The 13330-nt window shown below is 61.9% G+C and carries 9 protein-coding genes; 4 read left to right on the forward strand and 5 right to left on the reverse strand.

Annotated elements, in window-relative coordinates; translation table 11 throughout:
* Window positions 1-15: 15 nt before the first annotated feature.
* Window positions 16-1185 (forward strand): glycan-binding surface protein, encoded by a 1170-nt coding sequence (locus DQG19_RS15505; RefSeq protein WP_116127197.1) that lies wholly within the window; start codon window positions 16-18, stop codon window positions 1183-1185.
* Between the two features lie 152 nt (window positions 1186-1337).
* The gene (locus DQG19_RS15510; RefSeq protein ID WP_116127198.1) at window positions 1338-2900 is read left to right on the forward strand and encodes a hypothetical protein; all 1563 of its coding nucleotides are present in this window, start codon (window positions 1338-1340) and stop codon (window positions 2898-2900) included.
* A gap of 55 nt (window positions 2901-2955) precedes the next feature.
* On the opposite strand, the gene DQG19_RS15515 is transcribed toward DQG19_RS15510, so the two are convergent.
* Together DQG19_RS15515 and DQG19_RS15520 are read right to left on the reverse strand one after the other, a co-directional pair.
* Window positions 2956-4254, reverse strand: a complete 1299-nt coding sequence (locus DQG19_RS15515) for a cytochrome P450 (RefSeq protein ID WP_116127199.1) — start codon at window positions 4252-4254, stop codon at window positions 2956-2958.
* Between the two features lie 312 nt (window positions 4255-4566).
* Window positions 4567-5475 (reverse strand): NAD-dependent epimerase/dehydratase family protein, encoded by a 909-nt coding sequence (locus tag DQG19_RS15520; protein WP_116127200.1) that lies wholly within the window; start codon window positions 5473-5475, stop codon window positions 4567-4569.
* Between the two features lie 156 nt (window positions 5476-5631).
* On the opposite strand from DQG19_RS15520, the gene DQG19_RS15525 reads away from it, so the two are divergent.
* A complete protein-coding gene (locus tag DQG19_RS15525; protein ID WP_116127201.1) occupies window positions 5632-8067 on the forward strand; it encodes a zinc-dependent metalloprotease in 2436 nt (811 codons plus the stop codon).
* A gap of 43 nt (window positions 8068-8110) precedes the next feature.
* Here DQG19_RS15525 and DQG19_RS15530 read toward each other — a convergent pair whose 3' ends face one another.
* From DQG19_RS15530 to DQG19_RS15540, 3 genes are read right to left on the reverse strand one after another with little or no spacing between them, the layout of a single operon-like run.
* Entirely contained in the window at window positions 8111-9448 is a 1338-nt protein-coding gene (locus DQG19_RS15530) for a hypothetical protein (protein ID WP_116127202.1), read from the reverse strand.
* Window positions 9396-9947 carry a hypothetical protein gene (locus DQG19_RS15535; RefSeq protein ID WP_116127203.1) on the reverse strand — a complete coding sequence of 184 codons (552 nt, stop codon included), beginning with the start codon at window positions 9945-9947 and terminating at the stop codon, window positions 9396-9398. The genes DQG19_RS15530 and DQG19_RS15535 overlap by 53 nt, the downstream gene beginning before the upstream one ends.
* Window positions 9940-10488: an RNA polymerase sigma factor gene (locus DQG19_RS15540; RefSeq protein WP_116127204.1), complete on the reverse strand. Its 549-nt coding sequence runs from the start codon at window positions 10486-10488 to the stop codon at window positions 9940-9942. Before DQG19_RS15540 ends, DQG19_RS15535 begins: the two co-directional genes overlap by 8 nt.
* Window positions 10489-10708: 220 nt before the next feature.
* Between DQG19_RS15540 and DQG19_RS15545 the strand changes: the two genes are divergently transcribed.
* Entirely contained in the window at window positions 10709-13330 is a 2622-nt protein-coding gene (locus tag DQG19_RS15545) for a DNA gyrase/topoisomerase IV subunit A (protein ID WP_116127205.1), read from the forward strand.

The raw sequence follows: 13330 nt of genomic DNA on the forward strand, positions 1-13330 counted from the left end.
ACAAAAGATCAGAACATGAAGTTCCTTCCCAACAGGACACTAATTTTAGTAGCTGCCTTTCTATCGGTTGCCGTATTTCTGGGCTGCGAAAAAGACGATCTCATCGACGGAGGTCGGCCCAGTATTGATTACGTACGGGTCACTACTCCCGAAGCGTCGGATTCTCTGCTGGTTTCCGCCTTTCAGGGCAGCCTGATCGCCATCGTGGGCAACAACCTGGGCGGTACCGTGGAAATATGGTTCAACGACCTTATGGCGGACCTCAACCCCGTGTACGTCACCGACCAGTCCATTCTCGTTTCCGTACCCAGTGACGTGCCCACGGAGGTCAACAATCAGATCCGGCTCGAATTCGCCAACGGGGACAATCTGACCTACGCTTTCGAGGTGGACATCTCCGAGCCCGAAATCAATTCGATGAAGTCCGAATACGTTTTCGACGGCGAGGTGGCCACGATCTACGGCAACTACTTCTACGAGCCCGTTACCGTCACCTTTTCGGGTGGCCTGGATGGGGAGGTCCTGCCCGCAACTTCGGAGGACGGGCAAACCCTCCGGGTGGTCGTACCCGAAGGCGCGCAGGCCGGGCCCATCACCGTTTCCACTAATTTCGGGACGACCGAATCCGACTTCTGGTTCCGCGACGACCGGAACATCATCCTGAGCAGCGATCCCTTTACGGGATGGTGGAACGTCGACTACGTAGTGGAACCATCCGAGGTAGGTCCCGGTGACCCCGCCTCCATCAACGGCAATTACATCCGGGTAAATAAGATGATCGGCGCCTGGGAGTGGACCGAAGTCGCCGGCGGCGCAGCAGATGCCGTGGGAGAGGTGTCCCGTAATTTTCCGGACGATGCTATTCAGAACCCCCGGGACTACTACCTCAAATTCGAGGTAAATACGATTAAGCCGTACAACAACAATACCGTGCGCTTCAACTTCGGCCTGCCATCCGAGGTCAACGAGGCGTACTTCTGGCAGCCCCCCTACGATAGTGAGGGGGAGTGGGAAACGGTCGCGATTCCCCTGGAGCAGGTGTTCAAGGCCTATTCCGATCAGGGCGTCACCCCCGTGGTGATTGACCAAGGATACTGGACCCGTATTCTCATCTTCGGCGGGAATGCGCTGGATGCTGACATCTCGTTCGATAATTTCCGCATCGTACCCAAAACGCTGGATTAGGGCTCCGGCTAAGCCATCACAATCGGCCCGTACCCGGCAACGGCTATACCCCGCGCTGGCTACCCCCGACTTACCCAACTACCGCTGCTTTTCGATCCGCCTCCGGGACGTGATGCAGATGGCAACCCTCCTCAACCGAAGCTTAACGCGCTATGTCTAGATTAACCAACCCACTTCTCCTGGCGATCATCACCCTGACCCTGACGGGGATCCTGTCGTGTGAGGACGATGGAGTGATGCAGAGCACGGAGACGACCCTGATCAGCTTCGGTCCTTCGGGCGCGATGCACGGAGACTCGATCCTGATCATCGGGGAAAACCTGATGCGCGTGAATGCGGTGGAGTTCGCCCCGGCGGAAATGGTCCCGGAAAGCGAGTTCCTGATGCGGACAGACGACCGCTTTATGGTGATCGTACCACCGACCGCAGAAGCCGGACCGATCAAACTACATACCGACGACGAGGTAATCGAGTCCAAGACCCAATTGAACTTCTCGGTGGCCTATTCCATCACGAACGTTACGGATGAAGCCCGGCCGGGTTCTGAGATCACCATTACCGGCAACTTCCTGAACTGGATCGAATCCATCACCTTCAGCGACAATCTGGTAGTAACGGAGTTCGTCAGCCAGACGCAGACCGAAATCACAGTGATGGTCCCCCGGGAAGCCAGCACGGGTCCCCTCGTATTTCAGGGGGGAGGCTTCGAGCCGCTTACCGTGGAGACCGAGGAAAGCCTGACGGTGACGCTTCCGGCCGTCACGTCCGTCACGCCCCGATCGGTCCGCCATACGGAGGAGATTACCCTGACGGGTACCGACCTCGATCTCGTTAAGGAGATCATCTTTCCCGATGGCTCGGTGGTCCCCAGCCGGGATTCTCTATCCGAGGCCAACCAAACTACCATTGTAGTTGATGTTCCCGCTACGGCGGTAGCTGGACAGATCATTCTGGTGGCCTATTCCGACGTTCAAGTTACCGTGGAGGAGCCGATCTCCATCATCCTCCCCGTGGAAACTTCGCTTGCTCCCACGCCGGTTCCCGTAGGGGAAGAACTGACCATCACCGGCAGTGACCTGGACTTGGTGGGGAGCCTGGTATTTCCCGGTGTGGCGGACCCCGTAACGGAATTCGTGAGTCAGTCGGCGACGGAGATAAAAGTCGTGGTTCCGGAAGGCGCCATTTCCGGCTTCATGAAATTTATCACCATTCACGGCTACACGGTGAATCTTGCCACATCCCTGAAATTACCGGGTGAGGGCCCTGCTCCCCTGGCCCTGACCATCTTCAACGATACGTTCGAAAACGGCTGGGAGAACTGGGGATGGGTACAGGTAGATGCGGCGAGCGGCGAGCAGGTCTTCGACGGCTCCGCCTCGCTGAAGCTGCTATTCAGCTCGACCGGCGGCGCCTGGGAAGGGATGCAGATGGGCAACGGTACGCCGGTGGATGTCTCCGGGTACACGAATCTGGTGCTTTACGTGTACGGAGGCCCAGGATCGAATGGCAGTCAGGTGATGATCAAGGTCAATGACGCCGGCAACGACCCCGCGCAGACCATCAACGTGGTGGAGGGCAAATGGACCGAATACAGCTTTCCCGTCAGCGAACTGAACGCGAATTCCGGCACCGGTACCACCTGGAACCTGATACTCCTGCAGGAGGTGGACCAAGCCGGCGGAGACGTGTACATCGACTACGTGGGCTTCCAGTAGCGGACTTCGCCGCACCCGCGTCCGCGCCCCGGCCCTGCTCGATGATGCGCGCGCCTCACTGCTCGCTGCGGAGCCGCACCGGCACGATCCGGTCCTGGTGCAGCGTGATGAACGGCTTGGGTATCGGTTCCGGTAGTTCCCCCACGCTTTCCAGCCGGTAGGTATCGATCAGGTGGCGCAGCAGCAGCTGCATTTCCAGCATCGCGAAATGGTTGCCGATACACTGCCGGGGCCCGCCGCCGAAGGGCAAAAAACTGAAGGGGTGCCGCTCCCGTTTGCGGTCGGGGTGCATGCGGTCGGGGCGGAAGGTCTCCGGGTCGTCGTAGTAGGCCGGGTTGTGGTGGATGCCGTAGATGAACAGCCCCATTGTCATACCCTCGTCGATAGTAAAGCCGCCGGCCTCGTCGGGACCGAGGGCCATGCGATCCGTGATCCACGCGGGCGGGTAGAGGCGCATGCTCTCCTCGATCACCTGAATGAGGTAGGTGGGATCTGGGCTATCGCGGAGTTTGCGGAGCTCTTCCGGGTGCTTGAGCAGGAGCCAGAGTGTCCAAGCCAGGGCGTTGGCACTGGTCTCGTACCCGGCGGCAAAGAGGATGAGCACCTCGTCAATGAGCTGCTCGTCGTCCATCGGCTCGCCCGTGTCTTCGTAGCGGGTGTCCACCAGCATTTGCAGCAGGTCGTCGGGGGCGGGTCCGCGGGTGCCGCGCCGTTCTTGCAATTGGACGCGGACCAGGTTCCGGGCCTCATGCGCCAGTTTCAGGTGGCGGCCTTCCTGGCCGGTCCAGCGCAGGGGTCCCCGCAGGAAGGGCAGGCGAATGGGGTAGATCACGAAGGCCTGCAGCTCGTCCAGAATGTAGTGCAGCCGTTTGGTATCCGCCGTGCCGAACCCCCTCGTAAAAATGGCCCGCACGATGATGCGGAACGCTACCTCGCGGGTGAAGCGGAAGAGGTCGAAGGAGGGCTGCTCCGCCGCGCCGGCGCATTCGTCATCGATCACGGCCTGCATTTCCGCCTGCAGCGCCTCGATGCGCCGGCGGTGGAATCCGGGCTGGATCAGCCGGCGTTGCCGCAGCCAGCTGTCGCCGGCGTTCGTCAGCAGGCCGCGGCCGAGGTACTTGCCCATCTCGCCGGTCTGGATCTCGCTCTTCTCGTAGTTGCGGTGGTTGCGTTGCAGCACGTGGCGGGCCACCTCGGCGTCGCGGGTGAAGTGGGTCACCCGGGCTTCGCTGATCGACAGAATGAAGTTGTCCCCGTAGCGGTCGAGGTACTCCGTAAACACCGGGATCGGCCGGCGCGCGAGACGGAACAGGTTGCGCAGGGTCACGGAGCGGGGGATGCGGGGGGCGTGCACGGTAGGGCGTTGGGGTGGCTGATGAAGGTACGGCTTGGGGGCACACCCGAGCGCAGCGAGGGGTAAACGCCTGCGGGCAAACCCAACAACCCCTCAACCCAAGAACCCACAGCCCCACGCACCGCGGATTGTACGGATTCGTTCTCGCGGGTCAGGCACGGATTTTCTACACGCCCCCCCCGCTGGCCGCGCTTGCGTAGGATCGGACCGGAGGTCCTCAACCCGGGCCCTTCCCGTTTGCGGGCACACCCGAGCGCAGCGAGGGGTAAATGCCTGCGGGTAAACCCAACAACCCAACAACCCAACAATCCCCTAAGCATACGGTGGCGAAACATACTTCTTCCAATTATGCCGTTCCTCGAAGCCAAGCACCCGCCGGATCTTTAGGTTGGAGTACAGCCCCTCGTCAGCTTCCAGCTCGCGGGTGAACGGGACGCCGGGGAAGAAGCGCTCCGCCAGTTCCCGGCTGCTGATATCGGGGGCGTTGCCGTTGTTGGCGGCATTGAAGATTTCAAACCCAAGTCCGTCCTTGCCGATGCACAGGTCTACCATCTGCCCCAGGTCGCGGGCGTCGACGTAGTTGAAGGTATTTCGGCGGCGTACCTCGGGGTGTTTGATGAAGTCCGGGAACAGCTCGGCATATTCGTGGGGCTCGATCACGTTCCCGATGCGCAGGGCGTAGATATCGGCGCCCGACCGCCGCTGAAAACTGCGGGCCGTTCGTTCGTTGATCACCTTCGACATGCCGTAGGAGTCCATGGGGTCCACGTCGTAATCTTCCTCGAGGGGTAAGCAGTGCGGATCGGCCTGACCGTCGGCGAAACAGGTTCCGTAGGTCGTCTCCGAGGAAGCGATGATGATCTTCCGGACGCCCAGTTTGACCGCTGCTTCGAGTACGTTGTAGGTACCTATCGTATTGATGCGGAAGGTTTCATTGTCCGGCTTGATCAGTATCCGGGGGATGGCGGCAAAATGCACCACGGCGTCGAACGGGAGTACCCCGGTGCCCGCCTCCAGTTCATCCAGGCCGGCGTACGAGCTCATGGCGTTGAATACCTGTCCGGAGTCGGTGACGTCGGTGATCAGGTTGTCTACGCCCGGGTGGTCGAGGGGTTTTAGGTCGACGTTCAACACCCGGTGGCCCTGGTCTAGCAGATAGGGGATCACATGCTTGCCGGCCTTGCCGGTCCCGCCCGTAAAGAGTATTCGCTTGTTCTTCATTATTGGTTTACTGTTTTAGTTCCGCGCCGCGGATGCCCATTTAGTCAGGTAAGTGATGCATAAAGCTACCGTAACAGGGTCCTGCGCCGGTTTGTGCCACCCGGAATAATCGCCCCGGGCTTTGTCCTATCTTGCGAGTCATAAGCTACCGTACCTATGCGCCCACTACTCTGCCTGCTGTTCGTCCTCTTCTTACTGCCCCTCTCCGCCCAGGACGACGCCAAGAAAAAGACCCCCTCCATCGCCGACAAGACCGAGGATATGGAACTGACCGAAGGCTACTTCGACTACTACTGGAGCGACGAGGAGGGCAAAGTCTACCTGGCTATCGACCGCTGGAACGAAGACTTCCTCTACGTCAACAGCCTCGCCGCCGGCCTGGGCAGCAACGACATCGGCCTGGACCGCAACCAGCTCGGCGATACCCGCGTGGTCTTCTTCCGCCGCGTGGGGCCCAAGGTCATGCTACAGCAGCGCAACCTCGACTACCGCGCCGTCTCCGACAACCCCGCCGAGGCCGCCAGCGTGGAGGAGGCCTTCGCGCAGTCGGTACTTGCCGGCTTCAAGGTGGTCGCGAAGACCGACGACCGCGTACTAATCGACCTCAGCGACCTGCTGCTCAGCGACGCCCACGGCGTGGCGGCCCGCCTCAAGCGCGCCAAGGAGGGCGCCTATAAGGTGGATGCCGAGCGCAGCGCCGTCTACCCCGAAAACACGAAGAACTTCCCGAAGAACACCGAATTCGAGGCCACCATCACCTTCACCGGCGAGCCGAGCGGCCGCAACGTCCGCAGCGTAGCCCCCAACGCCGAAAGCTTCACCCTGCGGATGCACCACAGCTTCGTAGAGCTGCCCGACGATAACTACGAGCCGCGGGAATTCGATCCCCGCAGCGGTTACTACGCGACTTCCTACGCCGACTACGCCACCCCCATCGACCAGCCGCTCACAAAGCGCTTCATCACCCGCCACCGCCTGGAGAAGAAGAATCCCGGCGCGGCCATGAGCGAGCCCGTCGAGCCGATCATCTACTACCTCGACCGCGGCGCGCCGGAACCCGTGAAGACGGCCCTCATCGAGGGCGCCCGCTGGTGGAACCAGGCCTACGAGGCCGCCGGCTACACCAATGCCTTCCGCGTGGAGGTGCTGCCCGAGGACGCCGACCCGCTCGACGTCCGGTACAACGTCATCAACTGGGTCCACCGCAGCACCCGCGGCTGGAGCTACGGCAGCTCGGTCACCGATCCCCGTACCGGGGAGATCATCAAGGGGCACGTACTGCTCGGCAGCCTGCGCGTGCGGCAGGACTTCCTCATCGCCCAGGGACTGGTCGAGGCCTACGGCGCCGACGGCACCACGCCCGATCCCCGCCTGGAAGAACTCGCCCTGGACCGCCTGCGGCAGCTCAGCGCCCACGAAGTCGGCCACACCCTCGGACTGGCCCACAACTTCGCCGCCTCCACCAACGACCGGGCCTCGGTGATGGACTATCCCGCCCCCTACGTCACCCTCAGCAACGACGGCACCGTGGACTTCAGCGAAGCCTACGATACCGGCATCGGCGAGTGGGACAAACAGGCGATCCGCTACGGCTACACCGACTTCGCCCCCGGCACGGACGAGCATGAGGCCCTGCAGGAGATTCTCGCCGAGAACGAAGAGATGGGCCTGCACTACATCAGCGACCCCGACGCCCGCCCCCAGGGCAGCAGCCAGCCCGCGGGGCACCTCTGGGATAACGGCAGCGAGCCCGTAGCGGAGATGGACCGCCTGCTCAAGCTGCGGCGTGCGGCGCTGAACCGCTTCAGCGAGAAGAACATCCCCGTCGGCATGCCGCTCTCCGAACTGGAGAGCGTACTGGTACCCGTCTACCTCATGCACCGCTACCAGGTGGAGGCGGTGGCCAAGGTGATCGGCGGCTACGCATACGACTACGGCGTGCGGCAGGCGGGCGTGACGCCCGATTACCAGCCCGTGGCGGCGGACCGCCAGAAACGCGCGCGGGAAGCCCTCCTGGCCACCCTCAACCCGACTACCCTCCGCCTCCCCGAAAACATCTACTCCCTCATCCCGCCGCCCGCCATGGGCTACGGCCGCAACCGCGAGCTGTTCACCACCCAGAACGGCGGGGGGCTGGATCCGCTGGCGATGGCCCAGTCGGCAGCCGACAATTCGCTCTCCTTCCTGCTCAACCCGGACCGGCTCGCGCGGGTAGTCGAGCAGCACGCGCTCTTTGGCGAGGATATGCCCACCCTCAAGGACTACCTCGACGAAGTAAGGAACACCATCTCCCAACCGGTGCGCGGCGGCAACCGGTCGGACTACGGGGAAGAAATCGCCCGCATGGTCGAGCGCCGGCTGGTGCACCACCTCATCGGCTTGGCGGCGGATAAGGACATCAGCGAAGCCGTCAGTGCCGGTGCCCTGGCGCAGGCCATGAAGTACCGCGCACTCAGCGATACCTACGTCGACCTGGACGAGCACAAGCTCTACCTGAGCCAACTGGTGAACGGCTACCTCGCCAACCCCGAAAACTACGAACCCGCCCCGGTACCCGATCTGCCGGACGGCTCGCCGATCGGAGGCCGGTAGCCGTCGGACGGTTTTAAATCGTCCGACGGCTGACCTGGCCAGACTACCTGATCCGCAGCGACGCGTTGCTGCCGCTAACTTCGATGAGAGGGCTGGCCTCCGTAGCGTTTTTGGTCAGGTAGTACTTTTCGATTTGGCTGTTCCTTTCCTCGTCCACCCGTACGGTCATGCCGTCCGGTACTTCGACCTTTCCGAACGTCAGCTTAGCCCGGGCCCGGAAGGGGACCGCATCCGCCAGCCGGAGATCCACGTCGAAGAAGCTTCCCTCGACCCGGATGCCGGTAAAGGACGGGGCCAGCCGATCAACCTGCAGCTCACCGTTCGTGAGGCGCAGGTCGGCGCTGCCCGTCAGCTCGTCTACCCTGACGTCGGTGAAGCTCCCCTGGCCCCGCACCTCGCCCAGGCGGTCGGCCCGGTAGGTGCAGTTGGCGTTACCTTCTAGGACTAGGCTGGTCGCTTCACCGAAGGTGATGTTGGTGAAGCGGCCGTTGACGGTGTAGTCCCCGCCGCGCTCCACGGTGTAGTCGCCGTTCGTGCTGGTGATGTCGGCCCGGCCGGTTGTCCCCAGCCGGTAGCGGCCGAAGCGCTCGTTCAGCTGCAGGTGGCCCCGCACGGTATCAATGGCTACCTTATCGTTGGTGGAGACGAGGTCTACGTTCCGCATCGGTCCGAGTTCAAGTTCGGAGAAGCGGGTGTTGAGGCGCAGGTCGCCGCCGCCCCGCCGCAGTTCCAGGCGGTTATTGGTCATTTCACCCGTAATACTGCCGGCGGCGCTCACCAGCTGAATGCTGCCGAAGAGGGCGTTGACGTGCAGGTTACCCCCCACCGCGCCACCGTACAGTTTGGTGTTGTTCAGTTCGAGGCGCAGGTCGGTCAGATCGACCTGGTGGTCGATGGCGACGTCGCTGAAGCGCATCGCCAGTTCCAACGACCGGGTAGGCGGCACATACAGTACGGCCCGAACGTCGAAGTTGCGCACCCCCCGTATCCGCTCGCCGTCGGCAAATTTGACTTCCGACCGGTTGCCGGTGGTCTTCCAGGAGGTTACCCGGTTCAGGTCCAGGCGCAGCTGCAGCAGGGTGGAAGAGGCCGTAGCCCGCAGGTCCATACGCTCCAGGAAGCGCCGCGCGTCCGCCTCCTCGCTGGCATCGATGCTGATGTGGGCTACGAAGCGGATCTGACCGTCCGTAGCGGGCCGCACCTCGAGGTGGCCGTTGTCCTGCGCAAAGATCACCACCGGTACGGCGGCAAAGGTTCGGTCGATCGTTTTGGTGTACGGATCGGCCGCCCGCAGGGTAGTGGCTGCGAGTAGGAGCAGGAGCAGCGGACTAAATAGACTGATCCTGCCGCTGCCGGCGCTTCTGTTGTTCGTGTAGTTCATCTTCGAGACGTTCGAGTAGTTGAAGTTTGATGTGGTAGTAGCGGATCAGGGCCCGTAGCGAGCGGTCGTTGACCCCCACTTGCGGCAGCCCTTCCAGGTCGCTGCGCTGCAGGGAGTCGATAAGGCGCAGTTCCTCCAGGAAGGGGGCAAAAAGGGTGGTATCTACCCGCTCCAGGTCCAGGCCCGCCTGCTTTTCCTCGATGCTGGCCAGGTACCGTCTTTCCTCGGCGTAGAGTTCCGGGGCGTAATCGCTGACGAGGGGCGAATTCTCCAACCCACCGCTACCCGGTTTCGTCGCGGTCCACCACCAGGATGCGGCCACCAGCAGGAGCAAACTCGCTACGGCCCCCAGACTCCAGCGCAACCTCCGTACCCGGGTTTCCGCCCGCCGCTTCCCGAGCTGGGTCTGCAGGGAAGCCCAGCCCCGGTCGGCGTTCGGTGATTCCACTGTATCGAGGGCGCTGCGGTGTTCGCCGATCAGGCGTTCGAGGTCATCCATTGGCGTAGCGTTTGTCGTGGAGCGCCGCCCGTAGCAGTTGCTTGGCGCGCCAGAGCTGTGATTTAGAGGTGGATACCGATATGCCCAGGTGTTCGGCCACCTCGGCGTGGGGGTAGCCCTCCAGCAGGTGCAGGGTCAGCACCAGGCGGCAGCCCTGCGGCAGGGCGGCGATCGCCGCGTGCAGGGCGGGTGGGTCAATCCCTTCGGTGGGCAGGGGCCGCGGGTCGGGTGCCAGGTGTTGCTCTTCGACGGGCACGATCGGCAACCGCTGCTGCCGCTTCAGGTGGTGCATCGTCAGGTTAATGGCGATGCGTTTGATCCAGGTGCGCAAACCGGCCTCCCCCCGGAAGGTGTGCAGTTGGGTAAACACCCGCAGGAAACACTCCTGGGTCAGGTCCTCACTGTCGGCCGGGTCGCCCGTTAGCCGCAGAATGAGGTTGTACGTGGGGGGCAGCTCCCGCCGGTACAGTTCCCGTTGCGCATCCGCCCGCCCCCGGAGGCAGCGGCGGATCAGTTCCTTCTCGTCGGCGCGGTGAGACATACGGTGAACGTGGGTGCTACTGGCTTAGAGCCCCCGTATTCCCGAAGGTTGGAAAATGCTTCGATTATTTCCGGAAAGTATGGTGGTGATAATCAAACATTTTGTTTCTTTATTAAAATTCATTACCTTCGTGCGCGGTTCCGGCGGAGGTATGCGGCGGGGCGCGGGTGCCGGGCTCGTACAATAACCGTTGCGGCCCCTGGTTTTAGCAAGACAGCAGATGGAGAATCAACACGGAATCGAGACCAACGGAGACGCGGCCGGCTTGAAGGGCATGTATGAGGACTACTTCCTCGACTACGCCAGCTACGTAATTCTGGAGCGGGCGGTACCCGCCATCGAGGACGGCCTCAAGCCGGTGCAGCGGCGCATCCTGCACGCCCTCAAGGAAATGGACGACGGCCGCTACCACAAGGTGGCCAACGTGATCGGGCAGACCATGCAGTACCACCCCCACGGCGACGCCGCCATCGGGGACGCCCTCGTCAACCTCGGTCAGAAGGAGCTGATGATCGACCCCCAGGGCAACTGGGGCAATACCCTTACCGGCGACTCCGCCGCCGCCAGCCGCTACATCGAGGCACGCCTGACCAAATTCGCCCTCGACGTGGTCTTCAACCCCCAGACTACCGACTGGCAACTCAGCTACGACGGCCGCAAGCGGGAGCCCGTCAACCTGCCCATGAAGTTCCCCATGCTGCTCGCCCAGGGCGCGGAGGGTATCGCGGTCGGCCTGAGTACCAAAATCATGCCCCACAACTTCATCGAGCTCTGCAAGGCCAGCATCAAGATCCTCGAGGGCAAGAAAGTAAAGATCTACCCCGACTTCCCCACCGGCGGTACCGTCGACGTCAGCGACTACCAGCAGGGCAAGCGCGGGGGCCGGATCAAGATCCGGGCCACGATCGAGAAGATCGACAACAAGTTCATCGCCATCAGGGAGATCCCCTACGGCATGACGACGCAAACCCTGATCGACAGCATTATCAAGGCCAACGATAAGGGGAAGATCAAGATCAAAAAGGTCACCGACAACACCGCCGCCGAGGTGGAGCTGCTGATCGAACTGGCACCGGGGATCAGCCCCGACGTCACCATCGACGCCCTCTACGCCTTCACGAACTGTGAGCTGTCGGTTTCGCCCAACGCCTGCGTGATCATCGAGGGTGACAAGCCCCACTTCGTCACCGTCGAGGACATCCTGCAGTTCAACACCGTTCAGACGAAGGACCTGCTACGGCAGGAGCTGAAGATCCGGGAAGGTGAATTGGAGGAAAAAATCCATTTCGCGAGCCTGGAGAAGATCTTCATCGAGCAGCGCATCTACCGCGACATCGAGGAGGCCGAAAGCTTCGAGGAAGTGCTGGAGCTCATCCGTAAGGGCCTGAGTAAGTACGTCCGTGAGCCGGAAGAACAGAAGAAGCGCAACGACGATCGCCTGCTGCTCTACCGCCCGGTGAGCGACGACGACATCACCAAGCTTACCGAGATCCGCATCAAGCGCATCTCCAAGTACAACAGCTTCAAGGCCGACGAACTGATGGCCAAGCTGGAAGAGGAACTGAAGCAGGTACGCCACGACCTGGAGCACCTCACCGAATACGCCATCGCCTGGTACCAGGGCCTGCTCGACAAGTACGGCAAGGGCCGCGAGCGAAAGACCACCATCGGTACCTTCGAAAAGGTAGAAGTGTCGGCCGTAGCCGCCAACAACACCAAGCTATACGTAGACCGCAAGGAAGGCTTCGTCGGCCAGGGCCTGAAGAAGGAAGAGTTCGTCTGCGACTGCTCCGACGTTGACGACATCATCGTCTTCCGGCGCGACGGCGTGATGACCGTTACCCGCATCGACGACAAGACCTTCGTCGGTAAGGACATCATCCACGTCAACGTGTGGAAAAAGGGCGACGAGCGAACCACCTACAACCTGGTCTATCTCGACGGCAAGACCGGCCGTGCCATGGCCAAACGCTTCAACGTCACCGCCATCACCCGCGACCGGGAGTATAACCTGACCAAGGGCAACAAGGGATCCAAGCTGCTCTACTTCAGCGCCAACCCCAACGGGGAGGCCGAGGTGATCACCGCCCAGCTCAGCCAGTCGTCGAAGGCCCGGCAAAAGAACTTCGATTTCGACTTCGCCGACCTGGCCATCAAGAGCCGGGGCGCCGCCGGAAACATCATGACGCGCTACCCCGTCCGCAAGGTCACCCTCAAGGAAGTGGGCAAGAGTACCCTCGGGGCCATGAAGGTGTGGATGGATACGGTCAGCGGCCGGCTCAACCTCGACGAGCGCGGGCAGTTCCTCGGTGGCTTCGATACCGGCGATCTGATCCTCGCCGTGTACAAGGACGGCAGCTACGAGCGCGAGGAACTCGACCTGACCCGCCGCTACGACCCGGACAATCTTTACTTCATCGGCAAGTACGCGGACGATATGGTCGTCAGCGCCATCTACTACGAGGGCGAGCGCGGCGTTACCCTGGTCAAGCGATTCCACATCGAGACCAGCTCACCCGGTCAGGCCTTCAGCTTCATCTCCGATCACAAGCAGAGCAAACTGTACATCGCCAGCGTCCACCCCAATCCGGAGATCCGCTACGGCTGGCGCGAAAAGCGCGAGAAAAAGGAGGATACCGTACTGCTGGCCGACTTCATCGATGTGAAGGGATGGAAAGCACTGGGCAACAAGCTCCACGACGGCAAACTGATCAGCATCAAGGAACTCAACGCCCCCTTCCTGCCCACCGACAAGCAGTCCAGGGCGGACAAAGCCAAGGCTAACGGCAAAGCGGAGGAGGACGGTATCAAGCCGGGTGACACCATCGAGCTCGACTTCTAG

This window comes from Lewinella sp. IMCC34183 (genome assembly GCF_003390915.1).
Taxonomy (GTDB): Bacteria; Bacteroidota; Bacteroidia; order Chitinophagales; family Saprospiraceae; genus Neolewinella.

Coding starts and splice junctions, on each gene's coding strand:
- DQG19_RS15525 (WP_116127201.1), top strand. CDS start 5,632: ATGCGCCCACTACTCTGCCTGCTGTTCGTCCTCTTCTTACTGCCCCTC.
- DQG19_RS15530 (WP_116127202.1), bottom strand. CDS start 9,448: ATGAACTACACGAACAACAGAAGCGCCGGCAGCGGCAGGATCAGTCTA.
- DQG19_RS15505 (WP_116127197.1), top strand. CDS start 16: ATGAAGTTCCTTCCCAACAGGACACTAATTTTAGTAGCTGCCTTTCTA.
- DQG19_RS15545 (WP_116127205.1), top strand. CDS start 10,709: ATGGAGAATCAACACGGAATCGAGACCAACGGAGACGCGGCCGGCTTG.
- DQG19_RS15520 (WP_116127200.1), bottom strand. CDS start 5,475: ATGAAGAACAAGCGAATACTCTTTACGGGCGGGACCGGCAAGGCCGGC.
- DQG19_RS15540 (WP_116127204.1), bottom strand. CDS start 10,488: ATGTCTCACCGCGCCGACGAGAAGGAACTGATCCGCCGCTGCCTCCGG.
- DQG19_RS15535 (WP_116127203.1), bottom strand. CDS start 9,947: ATGGATGACCTCGAACGCCTGATCGGCGAACACCGCAGCGCCCTCGAT.
- DQG19_RS15510 (WP_116127198.1), top strand. CDS start 1,338: ATGTCTAGATTAACCAACCCACTTCTCCTGGCGATCATCACCCTGACC.